At 62.2% G+C, this 25,271-nt stretch carries 24 protein-coding genes and 1 pseudogene; 11 read left to right on the top strand and 14 right to left on the bottom strand.

Annotated elements, in window-relative coordinates; genetic code table 11:
• Positions 1-91 precede the first annotated feature (91 nt).
• From iolE to ACTJKX_RS12955, 6 genes are all read left to right on the top strand, one after another.
• Positions 92-982 (top strand): myo-inosose-2 dehydratase, encoded by an 891-nt coding sequence (gene iolE / locus ACTJKX_RS12980; protein WP_440725504.1) that lies wholly within the window; start codon positions 92-94, stop codon positions 980-982.
• A 129-nt stretch (positions 983-1,111) separates the two neighbouring features.
• On the top strand, positions 1,112-1,906 hold the full coding sequence (iolB, locus tag ACTJKX_RS12975) for a 5-deoxy-glucuronate isomerase (protein WP_440725503.1): 795 nt from the start codon (positions 1,112-1,114) through the stop codon (positions 1,904-1,906).
• A 435-nt stretch (positions 1,907-2,341) separates the two neighbouring features.
• Complete coding sequence (locus tag ACTJKX_RS12970) at positions 2,342-3,085, top strand: outer membrane protein (RefSeq protein WP_311945136.1); 744 nt, start codon at positions 2,342-2,344, stop codon at positions 3,083-3,085.
• A 66-nt stretch (positions 3,086-3,151) separates the two neighbouring features.
• Positions 3,152-3,355 (top strand): hypothetical protein, encoded by a 204-nt coding sequence (locus tag ACTJKX_RS12965; RefSeq protein WP_440725502.1) that lies wholly within the window; start codon positions 3,152-3,154, stop codon positions 3,353-3,355.
• A 56-nt stretch (positions 3,356-3,411) separates the two neighbouring features.
• Positions 3,412-4,248, top strand: coding sequence for a methyltransferase, TIGR04325 family (locus tag ACTJKX_RS12960; protein WP_311945135.1), 837 nt, complete (start codon positions 3,412-3,414; stop codon positions 4,246-4,248).
• Between the two features lie 393 nt (positions 4,249-4,641).
• Entirely contained in the window at positions 4,642-5,538 is an 897-nt protein-coding gene (locus ACTJKX_RS12955; protein ID WP_440725501.1) for a hypothetical protein, read from the top strand.
• A 29-nt stretch (positions 5,539-5,567) separates the two neighbouring features.
• Here the strand turns inward: ACTJKX_RS12955 and ACTJKX_RS12950 are convergent, their stop codons facing one another.
• Positions 5,568-6,578, bottom strand: coding sequence for a S1C family serine protease (locus ACTJKX_RS12950; protein WP_440725578.1), 1,011 nt, complete (start codon positions 6,576-6,578; stop codon positions 5,568-5,570).
• Positions 6,579-6,823: 245 nt separating this feature from the next.
• On the opposite strand from ACTJKX_RS12950, the gene pdxY reads away from it, so the two are divergent.
• The 3 genes from pdxY to ACTJKX_RS12935 all read left to right on the top strand — a co-directional run bounded on the left by pdxY (position 6,824) and on the right by ACTJKX_RS12935 (position 9,447).
• Positions 6,824-7,672 carry a pyridoxal kinase PdxY gene (gene pdxY, locus ACTJKX_RS12945; RefSeq protein ID WP_311945013.1) on the top strand — a complete coding sequence of 283 codons (849 nt, stop codon included), beginning with the start codon at positions 6,824-6,826 and terminating at the stop codon, positions 7,670-7,672.
• A gap of 175 nt (positions 7,673-7,847) precedes the next feature.
• Complete coding sequence (locus tag ACTJKX_RS12940; RefSeq protein ID WP_440725500.1) at positions 7,848-8,750, top strand: PhzF family phenazine biosynthesis protein; 903 nt, start codon at positions 7,848-7,850, stop codon at positions 8,748-8,750.
• On the top strand, positions 8,743-9,447 hold the full coding sequence (locus tag ACTJKX_RS12935; protein ID WP_311945016.1) for an NUDIX hydrolase: 705 nt from the start codon (positions 8,743-8,745) through the stop codon (positions 9,445-9,447). The genes ACTJKX_RS12940 and ACTJKX_RS12935 overlap by 8 nt, the downstream gene beginning before the upstream one ends.
• A gap of 9 nt (positions 9,448-9,456) precedes the next feature.
• Here ACTJKX_RS12935 and ACTJKX_RS12930 read toward each other — a convergent pair whose 3' ends face one another.
• Complete coding sequence (locus ACTJKX_RS12930) at positions 9,457-9,714, bottom strand: hypothetical protein (RefSeq protein WP_311945018.1); 258 nt, start codon at positions 9,712-9,714, stop codon at positions 9,457-9,459.
• 382 nt (positions 9,715-10,096) lie between these two features.
• Between ACTJKX_RS12930 and leuA the strand changes: the two genes are divergently transcribed.
• Positions 10,097-11,803: a 2-isopropylmalate synthase gene (gene leuA / locus ACTJKX_RS12925; RefSeq protein ID WP_440725499.1), complete on the top strand. Its 1,707-nt coding sequence runs from the start codon at positions 10,097-10,099 to the stop codon at positions 11,801-11,803.
• 78 nt (positions 11,804-11,881) lie between these two features.
• Here leuA and ACTJKX_RS12920 read toward each other — a convergent pair whose 3' ends face one another.
• From ACTJKX_RS12920 to ACTJKX_RS12905, 4 genes are all read right to left on the bottom strand, one after another.
• Entirely contained in the window at positions 11,882-12,199 is a 318-nt protein-coding gene (locus ACTJKX_RS12920) for a putative hemolysin (protein ID WP_311941533.1), read from the bottom strand.
• 274 nt (positions 12,200-12,473) lie between these two features.
• Positions 12,474-13,517 carry an ABC transporter permease gene (locus ACTJKX_RS12915; RefSeq protein ID WP_394308094.1) on the bottom strand — a complete coding sequence of 348 codons (1,044 nt, stop codon included), beginning with the start codon at positions 13,515-13,517 and terminating at the stop codon, positions 12,474-12,476.
• An 81-nt stretch (positions 13,518-13,598) separates the two neighbouring features.
• Positions 13,599-15,125 carry a sugar ABC transporter ATP-binding protein gene (locus ACTJKX_RS12910; RefSeq protein ID WP_311941539.1) on the bottom strand — a complete coding sequence of 509 codons (1,527 nt, stop codon included), beginning with the start codon at positions 15,123-15,125 and terminating at the stop codon, positions 13,599-13,601.
• Positions 15,126-15,424: 299 nt separating this feature from the next.
• The gene (locus ACTJKX_RS12905) at positions 15,425-16,462 is read right to left on the bottom strand and encodes a sugar ABC transporter substrate-binding protein (protein WP_149251383.1); all 1,038 of its coding nucleotides are present in this window, start codon (positions 16,460-16,462) and stop codon (positions 15,425-15,427) included.
• 321 nt (positions 16,463-16,783) lie between these two features.
• Between ACTJKX_RS12905 and ACTJKX_RS12900 the strand changes: the two genes are divergently transcribed.
• The gene (locus tag ACTJKX_RS12900; protein ID WP_440725498.1) at positions 16,784-18,043 is read left to right on the top strand and encodes an FAD-dependent oxidoreductase; all 1,260 of its coding nucleotides are present in this window, start codon (positions 16,784-16,786) and stop codon (positions 18,041-18,043) included.
• A 26-nt stretch (positions 18,044-18,069) separates the two neighbouring features.
• Here the strand turns inward: ACTJKX_RS12900 and ACTJKX_RS12895 are convergent, their stop codons facing one another.
• From ACTJKX_RS12895 to ilvN, 8 genes and pseudogenes are all read right to left on the bottom strand, one after another.
• Positions 18,070-19,377, bottom strand: coding sequence for a class I SAM-dependent methyltransferase (locus ACTJKX_RS12895; RefSeq protein WP_440725497.1), 1,308 nt, complete (start codon positions 19,375-19,377; stop codon positions 18,070-18,072).
• 57 nt (positions 19,378-19,434) lie between these two features.
• Complete coding sequence (locus ACTJKX_RS12890) at positions 19,435-19,704, bottom strand: usg protein (RefSeq protein ID WP_440725577.1); 270 nt, start codon at positions 19,702-19,704, stop codon at positions 19,435-19,437.
• A 181-nt stretch (positions 19,705-19,885) separates the two neighbouring features.
• On the bottom strand, positions 19,886-21,181 hold the full coding sequence (locus tag ACTJKX_RS12885; RefSeq protein ID WP_440725496.1) for an MFS transporter: 1,296 nt from the start codon (positions 21,179-21,181) through the stop codon (positions 19,886-19,888).
• 141 nt (positions 21,182-21,322) lie between these two features.
• Positions 21,323-21,472 (bottom strand): annotated as a pseudogene (locus tag ACTJKX_RS12880) (ketol-acid reductoisomerase); the annotation flags it as partial.
• Positions 21,473-21,618: 146 nt separating this feature from the next.
• Positions 21,619-22,848 (bottom strand): caspase family protein, encoded by a 1,230-nt coding sequence (locus ACTJKX_RS12875; protein ID WP_440725495.1) that lies wholly within the window; start codon positions 22,846-22,848, stop codon positions 21,619-21,621.
• 72 nt (positions 22,849-22,920) lie between these two features.
• A complete protein-coding gene (locus ACTJKX_RS12870) occupies positions 22,921-23,328 on the bottom strand; it encodes a hypothetical protein (protein WP_440725494.1) in 408 nt (135 codons plus the stop codon).
• A gap of 207 nt (positions 23,329-23,535) precedes the next feature.
• The gene (gene ilvC / locus ACTJKX_RS12865; protein ID WP_068282228.1) at positions 23,536-24,555 is read right to left on the bottom strand and encodes a ketol-acid reductoisomerase; all 1,020 of its coding nucleotides are present in this window, start codon (positions 24,553-24,555) and stop codon (positions 23,536-23,538) included.
• A 149-nt stretch (positions 24,556-24,704) separates the two neighbouring features.
• Positions 24,705-25,241: an acetolactate synthase small subunit gene (gene ilvN, locus ACTJKX_RS12860; RefSeq protein ID WP_202908416.1), complete on the bottom strand. Its 537-nt coding sequence runs from the start codon at positions 25,239-25,241 to the stop codon at positions 24,705-24,707.
• Between the last annotated feature and the right edge of the window lie 30 nt (positions 25,242-25,271).

The raw sequence follows: 25,271 nt of genomic DNA, 5'->3' as shown, positions 1-25,271 counted from the left end.
GGTCTTCAGACCCGCCTTCTCCCCTACTCCCCCTGTAAGAATGCTGGGTCTGAAGACCCGCCCCCGAACCAATATTCTCCGGAGTTCTCCTATGCCTATCCGTATTGGCGCCAACCCCATCGGCTGGTCGAATGACGACATGCCCGAAATCGGCGGCGACACCCCGCTTGAAACCTGCCTGGCGGAGGCCAGGGAAGTCGGCTTCGAGGGCATGGAGCTCGGCAACAAGTTTCCGCGCGAGGCGAACGCCCTCAAGTCAGCCCTTGCCCCCTTCGGCCTCGCCTGTGTCGGCGGCTGGCACTCGATCGAATTGCTGACCCGGGACGAGCATGCCGAGTTCGCGGCAGCGCGTGCCCATATCGACCTGCTCAAGGCGATGGGCACCAGCGTCTTCATCGTGGCCGAGACCTCCAACGCCATCCACGGCGACAAGGCCAAACCGCTGTCGCAACGCCCTGTCATGGCGTCCGCGGACTGGGCCGAATACGGCCGCCGCATCACCGCCTATGCCGAGATGCTGAAGGCCGAGGGGCTGCAGCTCGACTATCACCATCACATGGGCACGATCGTGCAGTCGCAGGCCGACATCAATGCCTTCATGGCGGCGACCGGCCCCGCCGTGCACCTCCTGCTCGACACCGGCCATGCCACCTGGGGCGGCTCGGATCCTGCCGATCTCGCCCGCCGCTATCGCAGCCGCATCAGCCATGTCCACACCAAGGATGTGCGAACCGAGGTCAGGGCGCGTTCGGATGCGCAGGATTGGAGTTTCCTCGATAGTGTGCTCGCCGGTGTCTATACGGTTCCCGGTGACGGCATGATCGACTTTGCCAGCGTATTCCGCGAACTCCAGGGCTATTCCGGCTGGGTCATCGTCGAGGCCGAACAGGATCCCAAGAAGGCCAATCCGCTGACCTATGCCAAGGCCGGCTATGCGCATCTGCGAAAGGTGCTCGGCGAGACGGGATTGAAGGCAGCCTGACGAGAGCGCGCGTTTTGGCAAAAGACGCGCTTTTATTCCAACCCTGTGGTTCGATGCGTTCTTCCGATCGAAAAGTCGATCGGCTTTTCAGGAAAACGCCCCGGCAGCAATGAGCCCGAGGAGGCCATCATGTCGAAACTTCTCCTCAAGCCTGGCAAGTCCGGCTCGCGTATCCACCAGGTCACGCCGCAATCGGCCGGCTGGACCTATGTCGGTTTCGAAGTCCACGAGCTTGCGGCCGGCGAAAGCCTGAGCGCCGAGACGGGCGCTACCGAGATCTGCCTGGTATTGGTGGCCGGCAAGGCCTCGATCAAGGCCGGCAGCCAGGATTTCGGCGTGCTGGGCGAGCGCAGCAATCCCTTCGAAGGCGCGCCCTGGTCGGTCTACATTCCCGCCGGCTCGAACTATGAGGTCAGGGCTGAAACCCCCGTCGAACTGGCCGTCTGCGCGGCACCGGGCACCGGTGCGCTGCCGGCTCGCGTGATCGGTCCCGACCAGGTCGGGCAGGAAACCCGTGGCAAGGGCTCGAACACGCGCCATGTCCGCAACATCCTGCCCGAATGGGAACCGGCCGAGAGCCTGCTTGTGGTGGAGGTGATCACCCCCTCCGGCAATTGGTCGAGCTATCCGCCCCATAAGCACGATCAGGACAATCTGCCCGCAGAGAGCCAGCTGGAAGAAACCTATTATCACCGCTTCAACCCGACGCAGGGCTATGGTGTCCAGCGCGTCTATACGGACGACCGCTCGCTGGACGAAGTGATCGCATTTTCAGATCGTGACGTCGTGCTCGTGCCGAAGGGTTATCACCCCGTCGGTGCCGCTCACGGCTATGACCTTTATTATCTCAATGTCATGGCTGGTCCCAAGCGCATCTGGAAATTCCACAACGATCCGGACCACGCCTGGCTCGTCCAGGCCTGAGGTTCACTCGACCGATACTTCCCAGCCGACGATCCATTCTTCCAAGGCCCGCCAGCCCCAAGCTCGCGGGCCTTTTGCTATTTCACGATGACGGTAGGTTCGAATACTCACCGACAAAAAGATACTGACATAATACCTTCGAGGTAGAGCCTCTGTCCGCTTGGGCTCAAAACCCCTCCCCCATCGATAGCAAGGTCTACGTCTCCATAAGTCGTTTGGAACAAATTGAAGGTTAATATTTCTAAATAATGAGCTTTATTTCACCTAAAGCTAGGACATACTCCCCGAATTTTCAATTGCAAGCACCATAGAATGGCAATTATATACCGCCATCTCCACGGCATCTATAAAAATCAACCCAGTGTGGCTTTCTTGTTACAGACTCAACGTCCGAGAAACGTCACTATTCGGAAAATGTTGTTAGGACATGTAGCCATGAAAATTTCTGCCGCAGCTCTGGCAATCCTGCTTTCCTCAACGGCTGCCTACGCCGCTGATCTCGCTCCGCAGCCCGTCGAACCGATCGCGCCAGTGGCAGCCCCCTATTCCTGGACCGGCTTCTACGGCGGCGTCCAGGCCGGCTATACTTGGGGCAAGTCCGACTATTCGGACTATTGGATCGCTAGCGGCGAATGGGACTACAAAGGCAAGTTGACCGCTAACGGTTTCACTGCCGGCGTCTACACGGGTTACAATTACCAATTCCAGAACAATCTGGTGGTCGGCATCGAAGGCGACATCAATTACGATTCCTTGAAGGGAAGTGCGAGGGCACGAGGCAACCTCAACTTCTCGCACGGCGCACCAGACCCGATCACCACCTACAAGCAGCGGGCAGAGCTCAAATGGGATGGTTCGGTTCGTCTGCGGGTTGGCTACGCCCTTGATCGCTTCCTGCCCTACGTCACGGGCGGTGTCGCATTCGGGAAATATGATTTCGCACCCATCTGGAATGTCGACGGCCCGCTGCGTTATTCCAGCACCCAGGTTGGCTGGACTGTCGGCGCCGGTCTCGAATACGCCGTCACCGACAATCTGATCGCTCGCGTCGAATATCGTTATGCCGATTACGGCAAGAAGGATTATTTTAATTACTCGACAACGGCGGCTGGTAATTACAACGACCGGATCAATCTGAAGACCCATACAATCCGCGCCGGCATTTCCTACAAGTTCTGATCGACCTCCACCTTCCTTGCTATCTGCTGATAGCGAGGACCGGGAAGGACTGCTACGCGCCGGCTCATGCCGGCGCGTTTGTCTTTGCGTGCCGGCGGCCTAGCCGCGTCGCAGATTCCTCGTCTCGACCAGCCTTGGCACTATTACAGCGCCGACATGATGATCGACGACGATCCACTTTCATTGCACGCAATTAATCTTCATGCTCCGATCGAGATGGAGCAAATCGGGCTCGACTACAGTATGAAGGCACGGCTTCGTCCGTGGTGACGTCGAAACTCGACACCCGAGATCGCCAGCATGATGCCCCTACCGCCAGGACTTCCATGAAACAGCTCTTCAAGGCCCTCATGATGCACAGCGCCATTGGCGCCTGGCTGGGGAAACTGCCCTTCCTGAAGGGACTCTACCTCCGGCATGTCTGGGCCGGCCGGATGGATCTTTTCTACGGGCTCTTCGGCAGCTACGCCGAAGCCGAGCGCTTTTCTGCCAATATCGGCAAGGTCGGCTGGCATGACGACACACTCGCCGAACTGCTGGTCCGCGATGCGGAAGTCGAAGCCCCAACCCTGTTCCAGACCTCGCAATTCGCCGTCATGCTGTGGCTGTCGAAGCTCCTCCAGCCGGGCAGCACGGTGGTCGACTTCGGTGGCGCCGGCGGCATCTTCTATGAATTATGCGAGCGTTATGGCCTCCTGAAGCCGCCCCTGAGCTGGCATGTGGTCGACATGCCCGACATGGTCGAGCGCGGGCGGCAGCGCCATGCGAGGCTCGGCTCCACCATGATCAGCTTCGGGTCGGAACTGGCAGAGGCGCCGGCCCCCGACATCATGCTCATGCTGGGCATGATCCAATATCTGCCGGATCCCTTCGGCGAGCAGGGGCCCGGCATTCTGGACACGGTGCCGGCCTTGCCCAAACATATTCTGATCAACAAGATTCCGATCTCAGACGCCCCCGATGCCTGGACGGCCCAGAACCACGTATCCTCCGTCATCCCGTGCCGGCTGTTCAATCGCGCGAAGTTCCTGGCCTATTTCGAGGCGCGTGGCTATCGCCTGCAGGATCGCTGGCTGGTGCCCGAGCTCCAGGCCGAAATCCCCTTCCATCCCGAGCGCACACTGACCTATTTCGAGGGATTTTATTTGCGCCGGCAGGCCTGAGCAGCGTTCGAACCCCGCCTGTTCCTCCTGATCGATGCCGTGGCTCGACCGGAAGGAACAGGCTTGGCCAAACTGCGAAATCGTCCCCTTCGCGGAATGGCAGCCCCCTCGCGCCTGCGGCGGCGAAGCTCCGCCTTTGTGAGGCCATTCCCGCCTCCAATCGCCAAAAGAAGTAGACGGCGCTCCATCGCAGGGGTCTTGCAACCGACCAAATAAGGGCTGTCTTACGTTCGGATAACCCCCTCCGTACAATTCGGAGTACCCTCAGTATATCCAAACCTATCCACTAAGACCGCTACACTTCACATTTTTCCCAACTTGTAACCGTCGATCTCAATAAGCAAGATACTTTCAAAATTAGTGCATGTCTTCTTTTCACGAATGGTCCCGGCCATGAGCCTTTCCGCCGACGAACTCATCACCCTCGATGCCGATGGTTATCGCGCCGCCTACGATCGCGTACCCCTTGCCTTCGAGCACGGCCTTCATCGCCTGCCGATGTTCCAGCCCGACGCGCTGGCGGCTCTGGCCGAGCGTTATGCCGACAGCCCGCAGGATTATTTCATCGCGGGATCGGCGCCGACACCGGGCACGAAGTTCTATGACGTCGAGCAGAACCGGGCCAGGCCGCACGAGGTCCTGGCGCAGTTGGGCAATGCACCCGCCCGCGTCCTGCTGAAACGCCTGGAGAACCACGATTCCGGTTTTCGCGACCTGCTGGACACGCTCTTCCGCAAGGTCACCGCACTCCGCGGCGGCCTGGGCGACGAGAGGATCGCACGACTCGAATCCGCCCTCTTCATTTCCTCGGCCGCATCCACCACACCCTTCCATTTCGATCCGGAAATCACGCATTTCTTCCAGATCGAGGGGCCGAAGCATTATCACGTCTTCCCGCCCAACGTGGTGGAGGAGAGCGATCTCGAACGCTTCTATGTCAGGGGCACGGTGAATATCGGCCAGCTCGATCTCGAAGGCTGCGACCCCCAGCAGGAGCATGTCTTCGACCTCGAGCCGGGCCGCGGCTTCCATCAGCCGCAGGATGCCCCCCATTGGGTGCGGACCGGCGGCGTGCGCAGCATCTCCTACGCCTTCTCCTTCGAGACCGATGCCAGCCGTGGGCGCGGGCGCGTCCGCGCTGCCAATCGCTATCTGCGCGCCATCGGCATGCATCCGCAGCGCCCAGGTCCCAGCCCGAGCGCCGATCGGGCCAAGGCCGCCGTCATGCAGGTTGTCACGCCGACCTTGCGAAGCGTACGCAGGGTCGTCAGGCAGGTGTCGGGACGCTGAGGCGGATCAGCGCAGGCGGCCTGCCGCCCTCATGATCCCTGCCGCTCCCGCGGCATCACGTCGAGGGAGCGGGGCTTGCCGTTGCGCAGCACGTCGAAGCGCGTCGACCTGCCGATCCGCTCCTCGCCAAGCAGCCGGATGAGATCGTCCACCGCAGCGACACGGCGTCCGTCCAGGGCGACGATGATATCGCCCATCAGCAGTCCGGCACTGTCAGCCGGGCCACCGGCTTCGGCTGTGGCGATCATCACGCCTACGCCCTGGTCGATGCCGGCCGCCATCTGCACGCGGCGGGCGATCACCGCCTGCTGGGCGGCAATGCCGATGGAGGCGCGCCGCACGCGGCCATGCCGGATGAGCTGCCCCATCACGAAGCTCGCCGTGTTCGACGCCACCGCAAAGCAGATCCCCTGCGCGCCCATGATCACGGCCGTGTTGATGCCGATGACCTCGCCGAGCGTGGAGACGAGGGGGCCGCCTGAATTGCCCGGGTTGAGCGCCGCATCGGTCTGGATCACGTCGTCGATCAACCGCCCGCTCTTGGCGCGCAGCGAGCGTCCGAGTGCGGAGATCACCCCGGTCGTCACCGTGGCCTCGAAGCCGAGAGGGTTGCCGATGGCGATCGCCACCTGCCCGCGCCGCAACAGGCTGGAATTGCCGAGCCGCGCCGAGGGCAGACTGACCGGCTGCTCGATGTGGACGAGGGCCAGGTCCGTATCGGGATCATCACCGATCAGGCGCGCATCGAAATGACGGCCATCCTGGGTTTGCACCGAAACGCGGGCGGTCCCCTGCGCGACGTGGCTGTTGGTGAGTACCAGGCCGTCCGGTGAAAGGATGACGCCGGAGCCGGACCCTGCCGGCTTGCCGCCCTTGCGGATGTCGAGCTTCACGACGGCGGGACCCAGGCGTTCGGCAACGTCGATGACGGTGTTCGAATAGGCGTCAAGCAACAGCCCGTCTTCGGGCGTGGAAAGGGATGATGTCTGTTGAGGATGCGTATCCTCGTCCAAAATCACGGAGGGTGTATCGTCGAGCAACATGGTATCGACCCAAGACAAAGAAATTGAATACTGAGCACCGATATGGGAATGCCGCCGCCTCGCGGAAAGTCCCCTTCCCCCCGCCCCCGGCATGGCGGAAAAGCGGGTTCCCTTGGCTTTGCATAGCTGCGCTTGATCGAAACGATCAAAAATGATCATGACCGGTGGCATCGACGGACCGTTGCGCTCGGCTCGAATTTCGTCTGTTGTGCTGGTCCCTCAGTGTGCTTGTCCGAGTCACCATGAACATCCTGTCCATTCAGTCCTGGGTCACCTATGGCCATGTCGGCAATGCCTCGGCGGTTTTCCCGATGCAGCGCCTGGGCTGCGAGGTCTGGGCCATCCATACCGTGCAATTTTCCAATCACACCGGCTACGGTGCCTGGAAGGGCCGGGTCTATGACGGCACCATGGTGGATGAATTGGTCGAGGGCCTGGCCGAGCGCGGTGTCCTGCCCCTCTGCGATGGCGTGATCTCCGGCTATATGGGTTCTTCCGATATCGGCAACGCCATTCTCGCCGCCGTCGACAAGGTGCGCAGCGCCAATCCGGCCGCCACCTATTGCTGCGATCCGGTGATCGGCGACATCGGCCGCGGTGTCTTCGTAAGGCCGGGCATTCCCGAATTCATGCGCGACCAGGCCGTCCCGGCCGCTGATGTCATCACCCCCAACCGCTTCGAGCTCGAATATCTGGCCGGGCGGGAGGTACGCAGGCTCGCCGATGCCAAGGCCGCGGTGACCGCCCTGCATGCCGTCGGCCCCAAGGTGGTGCTGGTGACCTCCCTCGACACCGACGACACGCCGGACGACGCCATCGACCTGCTGGCCTCGGACGGCAACGGCTTCTACAGGGTGCGCACGCCCCGGCTGGGGCTCGACATCAATGGAGCGGGCGACGCGATCGCCGCACTGTTCAACCTGCACTGGAAACGCTCGGGCTCGGCAGCCGAAGCGCTGGACCTTGCCAGCGCCTCGATCTACGGCCTGCTCAAGCGCACCGCCGAGGCCGGCTCGCGGGAAATCCTCACCGTGGCGGCCCAGGATGAATTCGTGACGCCGAGCCGTCGCTTCGAGGTCGTCGCGGTATAGGGCAGAATGCGATTTCTCGCACGTTGCTCTAACTCTCTGTTTTGACGCGTTTTCTTGATCGAAAAGGCTATCAGCTTTTCTGGAAGACGTTTTCGTTTCCGCCGGATCGTCCGCGCGCAGAGCCCTGCCCTGCAGCCACTGTCCTTTACCCCTTTGCCTTGCGAGGAACCTTCTGATGCCCCGTCGTTTCTATACGCTCGATGTCTTCGCCGACCGTGCCCTGGCCGGTAACCCTCTGGCGGTGGTGCTCGATAGCGAGGGACTTGATGCCACCGCGATGCAGCAGATCGCACGCGAATTCAACCTGTCGGAGACTGTCTTCGTCCTGCCACCGGACGACGGCCGTCATCGAGCCCGCATCCGCATCTTCACGCCGGGCCTCGAAATGCCCTTCGCCGGGCACCCTACCGTTGGCACGGCCGTGCTCCTGGCACTGCTCGACCATGACCGCAAGCCGGGTGACTATCTGTTCGGGCTGGAGGAGCAGATCGGAATCGTGCCCTGTGCGGTCTCGCTCAAGGATGGCAGCGTCTATGCCCGGTTCGACATTCCGGCCCTGCCGACCGAGCGTGGCGCACCGGCGGCCACGAACCTGATCGCCGAAGCGCTCGGCCTGAGCGAACATCAGATCGGTTTCGAGAACCACCATCCCACCGTGTTCGGCACGGGTTTCCCCTATACGTTCGTGCCTGTCCGGTCGCTGGAAGCCATGGGACACATCCGCATCAATACCAGCCTGTGGACGGAGGCTTTCGGCCAGGAGGGCCTTGGCGCGGCCTATGCCTATACGCGCCAGACCGCCCAGGCCGGATCGAGCTTCCACGCCCGCATGTTCTCGCCCGGCGATGGCATCCCCGAGGACCCCGCCACCGGGTCGGCCGTGGCCGGGCTCACTGGCGTGATTGCCCGTTTCGATGATCTCGCCGACGGCACTCGGCATTTCCGCATCGAGCAGGGCTTCGAAATGGGCCGTCCTTCCCTGATCGACCTCACCATGACCATCAAGGGCACGCGTCTGGCTGGAGCCTCGATCGGCGGCGCAGCCGTGATCGTCAGCGAGGGAAGCCTGCATGTCTGAGCCGGAGATCGTCGAGCTCGACGCCATCGATTGCCGCCTGGAGCAACGGCCCTGGCGGTTCGCCGAGGAGAATGCCGAAGCGATAAGAGCGCATTGGCAGAAGGTGATCGAGGCCAAGCCGGCGAGCTTCAATGGCAAGATCCTGCTGCTGCATCGCTGGCAGATCATGGGACGCCGGTTCAGCGGCGCCTATCTGATGACCGATTATGCCAGCTTCCTGGCCTGGCGGGATTTCGGCATGCCGGGCGAGGCCCGGTGGAACTGTTTCGCCATGGCCGCGCTCGAGGCCGCCGACGGCGCCTTCCTGCTCGGCGAGATGGCCGAGCATACCTCCAATGCCGGAGCGATCTATTTCGCGGCCGGCACCCCGGACCCCTCCGACCTCGATGGCGATATCGTCAATCTCGCCGGCAGCGTGACCCGTGAACTGCAGGAGGAGACCGGGGTCACCACGGCCGACGTCGAAATCGCTTCCGGCTGGACCGCTGTTTTCCACGGCCCGCGCATCGCCCTGATGAAATCGGTGCGATCGCCCCTGTCTTCGGTCGAGCTCAAGGACGGGATCGAACGCTTCCTGGCCGAAGACGAGAGGCCGGAACTCGAGCGCATGCATGTCGTTGCGTCACCGGCCGACATCCGCGCCGATCGCATGCCGGCCTTCCAATGCGCCTATCTGGCGCATCGGCTCGATACCTGACGACACGCCTTAGCGAACGGGGTAGCCGTGGCGGCGCTGCGTCGAGGAAATCAGCGCCTGGGCCTTGGCGTCGTCGCCGGCCCGGCAGGCCTGGCCCGCATCGGCCAGATCCTTGCTCATCGCATCATGCACCTTCTTGTCGGCAAAACCGGTCTTCACGTCGCCGTCGATGACGCGCTGCACGAAGGCAATGCGCTCGGAGCAGGAAGCGGCCAGGGCCGACGATGACGAAACCGCCAGCAGGGCGAGACAGATCAGGAAGCGCATCGGGTAGGTCCATTGGTTGATGTCCTGTGATCGCAGGCAAGCGTGTCGCTCTCAAGTCCTTGCATCCACCTCTCCACCGCAAAGGCATTTTGGCGTCGTGCTCGTCGCGGCATTTCCCCTTGCCCCCTCCATCACAGCACTGTACAAGCCCTTGCACCTGATGGCTCCGGGCCATCACAGGAAAGGGATTGAGCCGTGGCGATATCGCCCGCCAAATTCGAGACGCTTGCGCATCCGGCGCCGGCGCTCGCGCTCGCCCTCCTTTCCGGCCTCCTCCTTAGCCGCCCCTGAGGGCCGGCCGGGCTTCAGCCTGGGCGCTCAGGGGAATACGATCGCGGTCGACTAGCCTCGCCGCCCCTTTCTTTGGCTAAGAGTTTTCGACATGACATATGCAGGCAAGGTTTCTCAGTTTTCCGCTCCCAAGGTTGACGTCGCCGCCAAATACAAGCCGTGGCCGCCGATCGACCTGCCGGACCGCCAATGGCCCTCCCGTGCCATTACGCAGGCGCCGACCTGGTGCGCCGTCGATTTGCGCGACGGCAACCAGGCGCTGATCGAGCCGATGGGCCACGAGCGCAAATTGCGCATGTGGGACACGCTCGTCGGCATGGGCTTCAAGGAGATCGAGGTCGGCTTTCCCTCGGCCTCGCAGACCGATTTCGATTTCGTTCGCTTCCTGATCGAGACGGGCCGCATTCCCGACGGTGTTGCCATCCAGGTGCTGACGCAGGCGCGCGAGGAATTGATCCGCCGCACCTTCGAGAGCCTGAAAGGCGTGAAATGCGCCATCGTGCATCTCTACAACTCGACCTCCGAGCTGCAACGCCGCATCGTCTTCCGCCAGGACCGCGCCGGCATCCGCGACATCGCCGTCAACGGCGCCAAGCTGATCATGCAGCTCACCAAGGAACTGGGCATGGAGGCGAATATCCGCCACCAATATTCGCCCGAGAGCTTCATGGGCACCGAACTCGACTTCTCCAAGGAGATCTGCGAGGCGGTGATGGACGTCTACCAGCCCACCCCCGACAACAAGCTGATCCTGAATCTGCCGCTCACGGTCGAAATGTCGACGCCCAACGTCTATGCCGACCAGATCGAATGGATGTCGCGCAACATCAAGAATCGCGACAGCGTCATCATCTCGCTGCATCCGCACAATGACCGCGGCACCGGCGTGGCGGCGACCGAGCTCGGCCTGATGGCCGGGGCGGACCGTGTGGAGGGCACGCTGTTCGGCAATGGCGAGCGCACCGGCAATGTCGACCTCGTCATCCTGGCGGGCAACCTGATCATGTCGGGCGTCGATCCCCAGGTCGACATCTCCGACGTCAACGGCCTGGTGCGCGTGGCCGAGCATTGCAACCAGCTGCCGATCCACCCGCGCCATCCCTATGCCGGCGAGTTGGTGTTCACAGCCTTCTCCGGCTCGCACCAGGACGCGATCAACAAGGGCTTCAAGGCAATCGAGACGGCGACCTCGCCGGTGTGGGAAGTGCCCTATCTGCCGATCGACCCGAAGGATCTCGGCCGTTCCTATGAGGCGGTGATCCGCATCAATTCGCAATCCGGCAAGGGCGGCATCGCCTATATCCTGGAAAAGGAACACGGCATCGAATTGCCGCGCCTGCTGCAGGTCGAGTTCTCGAAGGTGGTGCAGGGCATCGCAGACGGTGAAGGCGTCGAGCTCGGCGCCGACCGGCTGTGGGATGCCTTCACCCGCGAATATATCGACAATGGGCGCTACGCTTTCCTCTCTCACCAGATCGTCGGCGACACGGAGAGCGAGGAGCGGACCATCACCGCGCGCATTCGAGATGAAGGTGTCGAAAAGACCATCACCGGCGTCGGCAACGGCCCGATCGATGCCTTCGTAGCCGCGATACGGGCCGAGAGCGGTCTCGACTTCGATGTCGCCAATTATCGCGAGCACGCCATGGGCTCTGGTGCGAATGCGGCGGCCGTGTCCTATGTCGAATTGCGCATTGCCGACGGCTCCACCTTGTTCGGCGTCGGCATCGACAAGGACACCACCAAATCGGCCCTCAAGGCTGTGACTTCCGGTGTGAACCGCATCCTCAAGCGCTGATCGGCAACTTGCTTGCCACAAAAAGGAAGCCGGCCCTGAGGCCGGCTTCTTTCTTGCTGAAGTCAGGAAAGACCGCCCTTACTGAGGCAGGGTCGCCTGCGGCTGCCGGTTGGCGCTGCGATAGAGCTTCCATTCGTCGACGCGCCGGCCATCCGGCAGCTGGCAATCGGCACGCTGGCCTCTCGCCGACTGCACGGGGATGGACCTGCCGCCCTGCTGCGCACAATAGGTCGAGGCCGGATTTGCCATGCCGGGCGCCTGTGGCGTCGCCATGCCGGGCGTCGGCGGTGCTGTCATGCCGGCCGCCTGCGGATCCGCCATCGGATCTTGCTGGTTAGAGACACACCCCGTCACGATGAGGCAGGCGAATACCAGCGGATAGAACATCTTCTGCATGGTACCTCCAGTGCTTTTTCGATGGATGGATTGAGGAGCGTGTCCGTGCCGCATGAGGAGCAGCGCACGATGCGAACAGCGTCCGCATCATCCTGGGACGCTCCGGTCAGGGGACAGTCTCTGAAGCGCCCCCCCCGTTACCTATATCCTATTTCTCTCGATCTTGAACCCCGAATATCCGAATTGCCCACAGATCTACCCTAGAGACAATATAATAGGACATGGCCCGCAAATAGCGGGCCATGATGGAATTACTGTGCTATTCGGAAATCCTCTATCCTGCCGTGGCGCTCTCATCGCGCAGGCGCTGTGCGTACACATTGATGATCAGTGCGATCAACAGAATGACGCCGCGGATCAGGATCTTGAGGAAGCTGTCGATCTCGACATGATCGAGGCCATTGTTGAGCACACCGAGCACGCACAGACCGACGATGGTGTTGCCGATGCCGCCGCGCCCGCCGAACAGGCTGGTACCTCCGACCACGACGGCCGCGATGGCATCGAGCAGATAGCCGGTGAACTCGTTCTGCTGTGCGCTGCCGAAATGGGCGACGCCCACCATGCCCGCCACACCCGAGCATAGAGCCGCGATTACCATCACGCTGGCCAGGATCATCTTGACGTTGATGCCCGAGAATTCCGCTGCCTCGCGGTTGCCGCCCACCATGTAGATGTAGCGGCCAAAGCGCGTATAGGTCAGCACGATATGGCCGACGCCGAGGAAGACCGCCAGCACGATGACGATCCAGGGCAGACCGCCGACGCTGCCCGAGCCCAGTGTCGAGACCAGGTCCGGCACCGCATAGGCGATCTGGCCCCGCAGCAGCAGCGCACAGATACCGTCGGCGATCTGCATCATGGCCAGCGTCATGATGAAGGAGGGAATGCCGATCCGCGTCAAGCCGAAGGCGTTCACCAGCCCCAGCGCCGCGCAGGCCACCAAGGCCAGCACGATCGCCACGCCGCCGGGCATGATGAAATTGGCGTTGGCGATGTTCACATAGGATTCCTGCGCCGTGAAGAACGCCACCGCCACGCCTGTGACGTTAGCGACCGAGGCGACCGACAGATCGATCTCCCCGCACAGGATCACGAAAGTTAGCCCGACGGCGATGATGCCCGTCACCGAGATCTGCACCAGGATATTGGCCAGATTGTCGAGCGAGAGGAAGGAAGGGCTCGCCACTGCAAAGAAAATCACCAACGCCAGCAAGGTGGCGAAAGGCGCGATGTTGCGCATCTGGTTGCGCAAGATCGCGCCAAGGCCTTGGCGTGCAAACTGCGCCTGGCTGCCATCCTGAACCGGTGTGCTCATTCCTCAAAACTCCTAACCGATCTGGAGTGCCAGCCTCCGGCCGACAAGCCAAAGAAATGTCAGCCGGAGGCTGACACTCCGTCAGGCCGCTTCCAGCAATTTGTCCTTCGAGATCGTCTCGGCTGCGAACTCGCGCACGATCCGTCCCTTCTTCATCACCACGACCCGATCGGCCAGCGAGAGCACGGTCTCAGGCTCCGCCGAAACCACGATCACCGCGAGCCCCTTGTCGCGCAGGTCGCGCACGATCTTCACCACATCGTCCTTGGCGCCGACATCCATGCCGCGGGTCGGCTCCGACAGGATCAGGACCTTGGGCATGTGGGTCAGCCATTTGGCGAGGGCAACCTTCTGCTGGTTGCCGCCCGAGAGCGAGCCAAGCAGGGCGTTCACCATGGGCGGGCGGATATGCAGGGCCTCGATATGTCCCTGCGCGGTCTTGCGCTCCACGCCCGGCTTCAGCCAGAGCCGCGAGATCTTCTCGAGAATGCTGATCGAGATGTTGCGATAGAGCGGCTGATGATGGAACAGCATCGAGCGTCGGCTCTCCGGCACGAAGGCGATACCCGCCTCGCGCGCCTGCGCCGTATTGCGCAGGGTCCTGGCCTTGCCCTCCAGCTCGATATGCCCCTGGGCCGGCTTGAGCTTGCCGAACAGCGCGCGGGCGAATTCGAGCTGGCCGCAGCCCATGAAGCCATAGACACCGAGCACTTCGCCCGCACGAACGTCGAGCGTCACGTCGGCAAAGGCCCGCCCATAGCTGAGGCCCTGCGTCGCCAGCACGGGCGCGCCTTCCGGTCTTGCCGGCAAGGCGATCGACCCCGAATAGCTTTCCTCCAGCCCCTCATGGCCTCGGCCGATCATGTGTTCGATCAGCCAGTTCTTGTCGATGCCCTCGGTCGAATGGGAGATGACGTGGCGGCCGTTGCGGAAGATCGTCACCGCATCGGAAATGCTCAGGATGTCGTCGAGGAAATGCGAGATGAAGACAATGCTGCGGCCGTCGGCCCGCACCTTGCGCAGCACCTCGAATAGCCGCTGCACCTCCGGCGGCGAAAGCGCCGATGTCGGCTCGTCGAGGATGATGATGCGCGCGCCTGAGAACAGCACGCGGGCGAGTTCGATCAATTGCTGCAGGCCGATCGGCAATGCCCCGATGCGCATGCGCGGATCGACGTCGATGCCGAGATTGCGCAACTGCTCGCGCGCGCCCTTCACCATGGCTGGCCAGTCGACCAGGCCGAAAGCATTGAGCGGTTGCTTGCCGAGATAGACATTCTCGGCGACGGTAAGATCGGGAACGATCGAGAGTTCCTGATGGACCATGGAGATGCCGGCGGCGAGGGAGTCATGGGCGGAGCGGAAATGCACCTGCCTGCCATCGATCTCCAGGCTGCCCTGATATTCGGTGTGCACCCCGGCGATGATCTTCATCATCGTCGACTTGCCCGCCCCGTTCTCGCCGACCAGGCCGTGGATCTCACCGGCCCGCAGCGTGAAATCCACGCCCTTGAGGGCCGCCACGCCACCAAAGGACTTGGAGATGTCGGTCATCTTCAGGCGCGGAGGCGCATCGGCCGTCGATTGCTTGTCGTCTGGCGCCATCATGCCTCTCGGAACGCGAAATAGGGTGTGCCGATGTTCGGACCATCCCCTTCAAGGTATTTGGAACCCACCGGGGCAAGGCTGGGATAGGGCAGCTTAACCCCTCATCCGATGCTTCGCGCCACCTTCTCCCCTTGCGGGAGAAGGTGGCGGCAGGCGGATGAGGGGTTGCACCGTCCTATCTGGACCTCCAAACTTCAACACCTTGAAAGGGTGGTCTTCACACCGGCCGATTTCCTGGTGGACTGCCGGTCTCATTCCTTCGGCAAGCCGACGGAACTGACAAGACCGACATCCAAGGCTCAGATCAGATAGTGCTTTTCCATCCAGAGCATGCCGGCCGCGTTGTCCTTGGTGACGACGGGACCGTCGGTGACGACATTCTTGGGAATGCCGCCTTCGCCGGTCTTCTCGCCACCGACCACGGCCGCGACGCCGGCGACGATCGCCCCGCCATGGATGCGGCAGGACGGGTTGCGCACGGTGGCGAACATGCGTCCGTCCGCAACGGCCGAAATGGCTGGCGGCATGGCATCGACGCCGCCGATCTTGATGTCGGTACGGTTGCGCGCCTTCATGATATTGTAGGCGGCGAGCGCCATGTCGTCATTGTGGAAGAAGGCCGCATCGATCTGCGGATATTTGGTCAGGTAGGTCTCCCATAGGCGGGCCGCCTTGGTGACGTCCCAGTCGGCGGGCTGCGTATCCAACACCTCGATGTTGGGGAATTGCTTCACCACGCTTTCGAAGCCCCTGGCGCGGCCCTGGGCACCGGTGTGGCCGAGGGCGCCCTGGGTCATGATGATCTTGCCCTTGCCGCCAATGGCGTTGCACAGGGCCTGCGTGACCGACGCGCCCATGAACTCGTTGTTCGGGGCGAGGAAGCTGTGCACGTTGATCTTGTCGAGCGGTGCGATCAGCGTGTCCATGTCGATCACGGGAATGCCCGCATCGATCATCTTCTGCACCGGCTGGGTTAGCGTGCCGATGCCGAAGGCCTGGATGGCGACGAAGTCCCATTTCTGGGAGGCCATGTTGTCGATGGCGGCGCGCTGCTTGACCGCATCGAGCTGGCCGTCAAACCAGGTGACCTCGACATTGAAGAGTTTGCCCCAATATTCGGCGGCTTCCTTGCCCTGGGCGCACCAGGTCGCCTGCAGGCCCGCGTTGGAGAAGGCCGCCTTGAGCGGCTTTTCGGAGCGGCCGGCCACCTTCGCGGCCTCGGCGGCAAAGGCCGGATCGAGGCCGAATCCCCCGAATAGGGCCGCGGCAGCGCCGGCGGAGAACGAAGCAGAACGAATAAAATCGCGCCGCGTATGCGGCGTCCTGTCCTTAGGCATCCATTTCCTCCCTCGAGCAAAGCGTGTTCAGAACGCTTGTTTGCTCTCACCCTTTGTTTCGACGCGTCCTTGCGATTCCCGGCGATTCCACCAAATCGCAAAGCGCTCCGGCATATTGCTTTCGGCGCACAGCACCGATGCGGCTCTTTGCGAGCCTGGCGCAGGCGGTTGAATCCGCTGCGCTGACACCATCTTATGTTTGTTCCGACAATTGACAACCGCTATTCTTTTGACCGGATAGTTTCTTCAAGCTGGCGAGCGCTGTGGACCGGTACCGCAGCCCGGTGGCAAGACCCATCCAGCCACAGTACGGTCGCGGTCATGGTCAAGCTTTCCATTGCCATCGTCGGCGCGGGCGTCGCCGGTCTGGCGGCAGCCTCCTGTCTCGCCGATGCCGGCCACCGCGTGGTGGTGTTCGAGCGTTTCGAGCAGGCCAAACCGGTGGGCGCCGGGCTTTTGCTGCAGCCGACGGGCCTGGCCGTCCTCGATCGCCTCGGCCTGCGCGAGGATGCCGCCACCCTGGGCAGCCGAATCGAGCGCCTGTACGGGCGTTGCGGTCCGACGGGCCCGTTGATCTTCGATCGGCGTTATGACGAGCTTCTACCCGGGCTGCACGGCGTCGGCATTCACAGGGCAAGCCTGTTCCACCTGCTGATGACGGCGGCCGAAACGCGCGGCATCGCCCTGGAGCAGGCGGCCGACATTACCGGCATCGAAAGCATCGAGAACCGGCCCGTGCTCGAGGACTCGGCCAGACGTCGACATGGCCCCTTCGATCTGGTGGTCGATGCCGGCGGCGCCCGCTCCAGCCTTCGTGACAGGCTCGGCGCACCGCAGCGGCGGCCTTATCGGCATGGCGCGGTCTGGGGCGTGGCCGGGGATAGCGGCTTTGGACGCGACGCCCTGCAGCAGCGTTACCGAACGGCGCGTTTCATGATCGGTGTGCTGCCGGTGGGACACTTGCCCCACGATCCCACGCCGCTCAATGCCTTCTTCTGGAGCATGCCGGTCGAAGATCTCGATCGCTGGAGCGAGACCGACCTTGCGGCCTGGCGGGCGGAGGTCGCCGCGATCTGGCCGGAGACGGCGGCACTGACGCGGCAATTCACCCGGCATGAGCAATTGACGGTGGCACGCTACGCCCAGTTGACGGTTGCTGCGCCCATACGCGGCCGCCTGGTGATGATCGGCGATGCCTGGCACCAGACCAGCCCGCAGCTCGGCCAGGGCGCCAACATGGCCTTGCTGGATGCCGTCGCCCTGGCGGATGCACTCAGCCTGCACCACGATATCGACACCGCCCTGCCCGCTTTCCTGGCACAGCGCCGCGGCCACATCCGCTTCTACCAGATGGCGAGCACCGTGCTGACCCAGTTCTTCCAGTCGCATTCGCGGCTGACCGGGCCGGTGCGGAACCTCGCCTTCGGCCCGATGGGACGCCTGCCCTGGCTGCGCTCCGAAATGGTCAAGACCCTCGCCGGTCTCAAGACGGGCCCGTTCTCCTGGAGCCGGCCCGAAGATCTCGCCGGCCGCGCGACCGCAGGGCGGTTCCCCATCGCCGTCAATCGGCAAGAGGCCTGACCGCCTGGGCGACCTGTCCCGGAGATCTATCTGTAGAGATCCTCGCGCGTCGGCGGCAAGCCGGAAGGTCCCTTGGCCTTGCGCGAGGCAAGGGTCTGGAAGATGCCGACGGCAGACCGTTCGAAGGCCAGCGAGCAACCGGCGAGATAGAGCAGCCAGATCCGGGTCTTGGCCTCGCCCACCTCGGCCGCAGCCTGGTCGCGCCTTGCATAGAGATTTTCGGCCCAAGCCTTGGTGGTGCGGGCATAGTGCTCGCGCCAGGCCTCGACGTCATGCACCTCGAAGCCGTTGCCCTCCAGCCCGTTGGACGACATGCCGACGGTATCGAGCTCGCCCCCGGGGAAGATGTAGCGGGTGAGAGCAGCAAATTCGGGCCGCTTCTTGCGGAACTTCTTCATGTCGCGCTTGGCCGGCCGGGCAATGGCATGGTGCAGATAGAGCCCGCGCGGCCGCAGCAGGCTGTGAATCTTCCTGAAATAGGCTTCGTGATTGTCGAGCCCGACATGTTCGAACATGCCGATGGAGGCGACCTTGTCGAAACTGCCGGTCAGGTCGCGATAATCCTTGAGCTCGACAGTGACCCGGTCCTGCAGGCCGAGGCGGGCGATGCGCGCCTGGGCAAAATCGAACTGCTCCTGGGCCAGGGTGACACCGTGGGCGGTGACGCCATAGTGTTGGGCGGCATGGCAGATCAGCCCGGCCCAGCCCGAGCCGATGTCGAGGAAGCGGTCGCCCGGCTGCAGGCGCAGCTTGCGGCAGATCATGTCGAACTTCGCCGTCTGCGCTTCGTCGAGCGTGGTTTCGGGCCGGGGCCAATAGGCGCAGGTATAGGCCATGGTCGGCCCGAGGAAGAGACCGTAAAAGTCGTTCGACAGGTCGTAGTGGAACTGCACCAGCGGCTTGTCGTCCCGGCCCTTTTCGACCTTGTCCTCGACCTTGCCGGCGAAATCGTGCTTCTCGGCGACGCCTTGCTTGGGCAGGGAGCGGGTGACGAAGGGCCACAGGCCGCGAGCGAGCTGCAGCTTGCTCAGGCGCTTGAACAAGCCCTTGGTATTCATGCTGCCACGCCGTTCGGCGACATCCAGAAGCGTGCCGCCCTCGATGGTGAGGCTGCCGTCGGCCAGGAGCTGGATGAGCTGGTCGAACAGCGCATGCGGCCGCCGCACCAGCCGGGTGATCGCATCGGCGTCCGCGATCTTGAGGCGCAGATCCGTACGGGCGTTCGGGCCGAGCGGCACGACCTCGCCGTTCCACAATTCGACAGCAAGGTCGGCCTGCAGCTGATCGGCCAGATGCGAGATCAGCCGTTTGGCGGCATTGAGATATTTGTCCACGGTGCCTCCGCGCGATTGGGAGGCCTTATACCGTGATTTGCCGGCCTTGCCAGCGTCTCAGTGGATACGGAACTCCTGCCCGATCGCGCGCAGCTCCGCCGGCTTGATCAGCCCGCTATGGCAGACCGTGACCGAATGGAGCGCTCCTTCCAGCTTGTCGCGCCAAAACCCCAGGAATTTGTGCAACTCCGGAAAGGCTGGAGCCAGATCGTATTCCTGCCAGACATAGGCCTGCAGCAAGGCCGGATGGTCCGGCAGACGATAGAGAATATTGGCCGTGGTGAGGCCGTACCCTTCCAACTGACGCCGAAACACAACAGACACCATTTCCGTCACCTCCATGGTGATTGGAGACAGCATGATTGCACCGCAACCTTAAGGAAATGGCAATATGAATTTGGAATTAATCCATAAGAATCAATATCTTATCACTCAATGAAGATGAGTGCTGCCAAAAAAATGGAGCGAGCGCCCCTCCCAGCAACGCCGCGCGAGGGGTCTTCCCGCCTCAATCGATCGCCTGCCCGGTATGGTCGCGCATGCTGGCCAGGGTCAAAACGCTGACGAGCGCCGCTGCCGCCACATAGAAGGAAGGCGCGATGGTGAGGCCGGTCCTCTCGATCAGCAGCGTCACGATCAAGGCGGCGAAGCCGCCGAACAGCGCCACGGCGAAATTATAGGCAAGCGACAGGCCGGTCGAGCGCAACGCAGCCGGGAATTGTTCGGCCAGCAATGCCGGCGCGGGGCCGGTGAAGGCGGCGAGCAGGAGGCCGAGCACGACCTGCACGGCGATGAGAACCGGCAGCGTCGGATTGGCGTTGAGCCAGGCAAACAACGGAATCACCAGGATGCCGATGGCGATGGCGGCCGTGAGCAGAAGGCTCTTGCGGCCGATCCGGTCCGACAGCCTGCCGGCGACGGGACAGCCCAGCATCAGCACGATGCCGCCCAGCGTGGTGGAGATGAAGGCGTCCTTGGCCGGGATGCCCAGGAATTTCTCGACATAGAGCGGCATGTAGAACAGCAGCACATAGGTGCAGACGGTCCACAGAATGGTGACACCGAAGCCGGAGAGAACACCGCGGCCGTGGACGCTCAGAGTCTCGCGCAAGGGACTCTCGCTCTTGCGCGTCGTCTCGGCTGCAAAAACCGGGGTCTCGTCGAGGCGAGCCCGGATATAGAGTCCGACCGGCCCGATGAGCAAGCCGAACCAGAACGGCACCCGCCAGCCCCAGCTCTCCACCGCCTCCTGCGGCAGGAACTGGGTGATGGCGACGCCGCACAGCCCGCCCAGCACCACCGCGAGAGCCTGGCTGGTCTGCTGCCAGCTGGCCGCCAGGCCGCGCTGCTCGGGCCTGGCGTATTCGACCAGATAGGAGGTGGCGCTGCCGACCTCGCCACCGGCGGAAAACCCCTGGATCAAGCGGGCGAGCATCAGGACGGCCGCGCCGAACACGCCGGCCTGGGCATAGGTGGGCGCAAAGCCGAGCAAGGCCGTGCCGAGTGCCATGGTCAGGATGGTGATGGTGAGCGCCGCCTTGCGGCCATGGCGATCGGCGTAGACCCCGAGCACGATGGCGCCAACCGGGCGCATGCAGAAACCGACACCATAGACCGTCACGGTCAGGAGGATGGCGGTCAGCGGGTCTTCCTTGGGAAAGAACTGCCGCGAGATCAGGGCGGCGAAGAAACCGTAGACGGTGAAATCGAACCATTCCAGGCCATTGCCGATGGTCGCCGCGACAATGGCGTGCCGTCGCTTGCGATCAGAAACGAGAATTCCGGCGGATGCTTCGACCGTCATACCAAATTTCTCCGTTTAAGCGGTTTGGTATGACATTTGACAGTGTGATGACAACGCTGTCCAGACCGTCTCCCGATTCAAGTGAACCGGGAGACGACATTATTAAACTTCATAAATCGGAAAAGAATACTTCCGAAATCCTTAATTGCGGGCCTTGTCGGCCAACTTGTCCTCGCTGATCCAGGGCATCATGCCGCGTAGCTTCTCGCCGACCACCTCGATCTGGTGGGGATCGTTCAGGCGATGGACGCCCTTGAAGCGCGAGGCGCCGGAGCAATATTCCTGCACCCAGCCCCTATCTTGGATTAGCCGAGCAGAACGCCATGCTGCAAGCTCTCGCCACCAGCGCCAAGTCCTCGGATGACCAACCGAAGCCTTTCGATGCCTGCGACTAGCGCCGTTGAGATTTGAAGTGTTCCAATCAAATCCCAAACAATTTAGGGGGTTTGACTACTCGGCCCCACCACACGATCCGGATCTGCATCGAAGATAATGTCCACAGTGACCTCGCGGCCACCGCGCCATATCTTGAACGGCACTTTCGCGCCGACTCGGACATCGGCAAGCAAGCGGATCAGATCCTTCGGTTCCCATAGCGTGCGGGAGCCTAGTTTGACGATGACATCATCCTTGCGGATACCCGCGAGCATCGCCACGCTGCCGGTCGCCACATCGACGACAAGCACGCCCCTCGACGGATCGACACCAATGCGCTTTGCAACGGCAAGGCTGAGGGGTTTTATCGTCACCCCAAGCTTGGCCTTGGCGGGAGCCGGCACCGGTTGGGGCGGCTCGGATGGAGGCAGCTTGGCATCTTGCTGGGGCGCATCCGGCAAAATTGGTTGCGGGTCGATCTTCGTGCTGCTCTCGCTGCCGGTCGGGTTGAGAATAATTTCCCCATCGATCTGATCATAAAAAGCCGGCTGCTGCTCATGATTTTGAGTTCTCGCCAAGGCACGGACCTCTGTCTGTACCTGTTTGGCTAAAAGAATGTGGCTAAGTCCGGGTTTGCTGAGGTATTTCGTCAGAACCCTGGTAAATACCGAATTCTTGACGGTGTCGCCACTACCCAACCTATCAAGGGCTGTTTGACCTGCCCCCGCCGAGAACAGAACCAGCACCCCCGCTGGCGCATCAACGCGAGCCAGCCCCCGATCCGCACCGATGCCGCGCGTGCCGATGGCTTCGAACGGATTGTTGCGGCAGGCGTCAATCACCGCGATCAGGGATGTCGGCGCGCGGGCGCGCAGCCGGGCTATTACATCGTCGACATTGTAGGATTCGGCCTTAATCAAACTTTCGGCCCCCGGATCCGGGCGCTCGATATCGGTAGGCAGAAGATAGTTGGCGCCGCCGATGGAGATGCCGTGACCAGCAAAATAGACGAAAACCGTGGCACCAGGCGTTATCGAGGTTTCGAAACTACTGAGTAGCCGGTTGGTCGCCCGGAAATCGAGATCCTGGCCGGTCGTAACTTTGAATCCCAGCGCTTCCAGCTTGTCACGCATCGACACCGCATCGGCCACCGCATTCTGGAGTCGCGGAGCGACAGCATAATTGTCATTGCCTATGACGAGTGCCAAGCGCTCACCCGCTGCCCACGCAGGAAGCGAGAGGGCAAGCGCCAGCATCAAGCCTGTCCCCGCCCAAACCAACAATCTGCGCATGACGGGCTCTCCGTGGATGACAAATTGAACCCAGACTGGCGAACGCCCAGCGACAAAAGCACAGGATGTGGTTCACAATGCCTGAAGTTCTTCAGAGCCGGGTTCACCATATTGGATCCGCGCCACCCAATAGTCGACCGGCGTGTACCAGGTCGCGGTGCCACGAATGGAGCGACCATCCGCCGAAACCGTGCCGTGATACTCACCCAGGGAACGCCGGAGCAAGGTGATCATATTGTCTTGGATGCCGGCATATTCGATGGTATCGCGCACGATATCGCCGGATACATTGTCGCGTACGGCCATGGCGAACGAAATGCTCCCAGTGCGGGTCCAACGTCCCCTGAAACGTCGGTTCCCACTTACCGAGACCTCTTCCACATCCCAGTACTCACCAAGGTCGATATCCCTCGCGAGCGCGGGGCTAGAGACAATCGCGGCAACAAATCCTTGCAGCATGGTACGCCGGTTGACGGGCATCTCGGGCCTCGGTCTATTGAATGAAAAGGCTTCCTTTAGGAGAAACTATCAAAGCCGCGACCTTGTGCGAGTGCGCGACCACACATCACATTTCGCCCCTGCATATAGACGTTGCTGGACACAAAAAGTCTATGTCTCCCGATTCAAATGAACCGGGAGACGACGTTATTACACCTCACCATTCGGAAAACAATACTTCCAAAGGCTTTAGTTGCGGGCCTTGTCGACCAGCTTGTTCTTGCCGATCCAGGGCATCATGCCGCGGAGCTTCTCGCCGACGGCTTCGATCTGGTGGGCGTCATTCAGGCGGCGGATACCCTTGAAGCGCGAAGCGCCGGCACGGTATTCCTGCATCCAATCGGAGGTGAACTTGCCGGTCTGGATGTCCTTAAGGACGCGCTTCATCTCGGCCTTGGTCTCATCGGTGATGATGCGCGGACCGGAGACATACTCACCCCACTCGGCCGTGTTGGAGATCGAGTAGTTCATGTTGGCGATGCCACCCTCATAGATGAGGTCGACGATCAGCTTCACTTCGTGCAGGCACTCGAAATAGGCCATTTCGGGCGCGTAACCGGCTTCCACCAGCGTCTCGAAGCCGGCACGGATCAGCTCGACCAAGCCGCCGCAGAGCACGACCTGCTCGCCGAACAGGTCGGTTTCGCATTCTTCCTTGAAGTTGGTCTCGATCACGCCCGAACGGCCGCCGCCGACGCCGCAAGCGTAGGACAAAGCGATATCATGGGCGTTGCCCGAGGCATCGTGATGGATGGCGATCAGGCAGGGCACGCCGCCGCCCTTCTGGTATTCGCCGCGCACCGTGTGGCCGGGGCCCTTGGGGGCGATCATGATGACGTCGACGGTCTTCTTCGGCTCGATCAGGCCGAAATGCACGTTGAGGCCATGGGCGAAGGCGATGGCGGCGCCGTCACGGATATGGGGGGCGATCTCATCGCGATAGATGTCGGCCTGCAGCTCGTCGGGCGTGGCCATCATCAGGAGGTCGCCCCACTTGGCGGCCTCAGGAACAGTCATGACCTTGAGGCCGTCGGCTTCCACCTTCTTGGCGGTGGTCGAATCGGGGCGCAGCGCGATCGCGATCTCCTTGGCACCCGAATCCTTGAGGTTCATGGCATGAGCACGGCCTTGCGAGCCGTAGCCGACGATCACGACCTTCTTGGTCTTGATCAGGTTCAGATCGGCGTCGCGATCATAGTAAACGCGCATGGTCCCTTGTCCTTCAGACAGTTCATGATTGGGAAATGATGCGGGCGAATAGCCCGACATCGGGTTTGAAGCAATGTTTGTGATGAGAAAAAGCGCGATGGGCTTCATTTCTTGCGCCCACCGCCCTGTTGGCGCATGGAAAGAAGGGTCTAGAGCGGCTCGGGGCCGCGGGCGATCGCGGCAATGCCGGTGCGCGAGACCTCGACCAGCCCGATCGGGCGCATCAATTCGATGAACTGATCGAGCTTCTCGCCCTTGCCGGTCAGCTCGAATACGAAGCTCTCGACGGTGGCATCGATCACCCGCGCCCGGAAGGCGTCGGCGATACGCAAGGCCTCGCTGCGGGCCTCACCCTTGCCGCGCACCTTGATCAGCATGAGTTCCCGCTCCAGGGCCTTGCCGGTCAAGGTGAGGTCGACGACCTTGTGGACGGGAACGAGCCGGTCGAGCTGCGCCTTGATCTGCTCGATCACGCTGGCGGTGCCGGTGGTGACCACGGTAATGCGCGAGACATGCTCGGCATGCTGGGTCTCGGACACGGTCAGGCTTTCGATGTTGTAGCCACGGCCCGAGAACAGGCCGACGACGCGGGCAAGCACGCCCGGCTCGTTGTCGACCTCCACCACGAGGGTGTGGGTCACGATCGTCTCGGCCGTCGAGGCCATGAAATAGGCGGATCCGGTCATTGGGGGTTCCAGAAATTCCTGGGAGCGCGG

Origin of the sequence: Labrys sp. 22185, from assembly GCF_052045555.1 — a bacterium.
GTDB lineage: Bacteria > Pseudomonadota > Alphaproteobacteria > Rhizobiales > Labraceae > Labrys > Labrys neptuniae.
This window is presented reverse-complemented; position numbering and strand designations above follow the sequence as displayed.

Coding starts and splice junctions, on each gene's coding strand:
- ilvN (WP_202908416.1), bottom strand. CDS start 25,241: ATGACCGGATCCGCCTATTTCATGGCCTCGACGGCCGAGACGATCGTG.
- ACTJKX_RS12940 (WP_440725500.1), top strand. CDS start 7,848: ATGCCCCGTCGTTTCTATACGCTCGATGTCTTCGCCGACCGTGCCCTG.
- ACTJKX_RS12885 (WP_440725496.1), bottom strand. CDS start 21,181: ATGACGGTCGAAGCATCCGCCGGAATTCTCGTTTCTGATCGCAAGCGA.
- ACTJKX_RS12920 (WP_311941533.1), bottom strand. CDS start 12,199: ATGCAGAAGATGTTCTATCCGCTGGTATTCGCCTGCCTCATCGTGACG.
- ACTJKX_RS12915 (WP_394308094.1), bottom strand. CDS start 13,517: ATGAGCACACCGGTTCAGGATGGCAGCCAGGCGCAGTTTGCACGCCAA.
- ACTJKX_RS12900 (WP_440725498.1), top strand. CDS start 16,784: ATGGTCAAGCTTTCCATTGCCATCGTCGGCGCGGGCGTCGCCGGTCTG.
- ACTJKX_RS12875 (WP_440725495.1), bottom strand. CDS start 22,848: ATGCGCAGATTGTTGGTTTGGGCGGGGACAGGCTTGATGCTGGCGCTT.
- ilvC (WP_068282228.1), bottom strand. CDS start 24,555: ATGCGCGTTTACTATGATCGCGACGCCGATCTGAACCTGATCAAGACC.
- pdxY (WP_311945013.1), top strand. CDS start 6,824: ATGAACATCCTGTCCATTCAGTCCTGGGTCACCTATGGCCATGTCGGC.
- ACTJKX_RS12870 (WP_440725494.1), bottom strand. CDS start 23,328: ATGCCCGTCAACCGGCGTACCATGCTGCAAGGATTTGTTGCCGCGATT.
- iolB (WP_440725503.1), top strand. CDS start 1,112: ATGTCGAAACTTCTCCTCAAGCCTGGCAAGTCCGGCTCGCGTATCCAC.
- leuA (WP_440725499.1), top strand. CDS start 10,097: ATGACATATGCAGGCAAGGTTTCTCAGTTTTCCGCTCCCAAGGTTGAC.
- ACTJKX_RS12955 (WP_440725501.1), top strand. CDS start 4,642: ATGAGCCTTTCCGCCGACGAACTCATCACCCTCGATGCCGATGGTTAT.
- ACTJKX_RS12910 (WP_311941539.1), bottom strand. CDS start 15,125: ATGATGGCGCCAGACGACAAGCAATCGACGGCCGATGCGCCTCCGCGC.
- ACTJKX_RS12965 (WP_440725502.1), top strand. CDS start 3,152: ATGCCGGCGCGTTTGTCTTTGCGTGCCGGCGGCCTAGCCGCGTCGCAG.
- ACTJKX_RS12890 (WP_440725577.1), bottom strand. CDS start 19,704: ATGGTGTCTGTTGTGTTTCGGCGTCAGTTGGAAGGGTACGGCCTCACC.
- ACTJKX_RS12970 (WP_311945136.1), top strand. CDS start 2,342: ATGAAAATTTCTGCCGCAGCTCTGGCAATCCTGCTTTCCTCAACGGCT.
- ACTJKX_RS12960 (WP_311945135.1), top strand. CDS start 3,412: ATGAAACAGCTCTTCAAGGCCCTCATGATGCACAGCGCCATTGGCGCC.
- ACTJKX_RS12935 (WP_311945016.1), top strand. CDS start 8,743: ATGTCTGAGCCGGAGATCGTCGAGCTCGACGCCATCGATTGCCGCCTG.
- ACTJKX_RS12930 (WP_311945018.1), bottom strand. CDS start 9,714: ATGCGCTTCCTGATCTGTCTCGCCCTGCTGGCGGTTTCGTCATCGTCG.
- ACTJKX_RS12905 (WP_149251383.1), bottom strand. CDS start 16,462: ATGCCTAAGGACAGGACGCCGCATACGCGGCGCGATTTTATTCGTTCT.
- iolE (WP_440725504.1), top strand. CDS start 92: ATGCCTATCCGTATTGGCGCCAACCCCATCGGCTGGTCGAATGACGAC.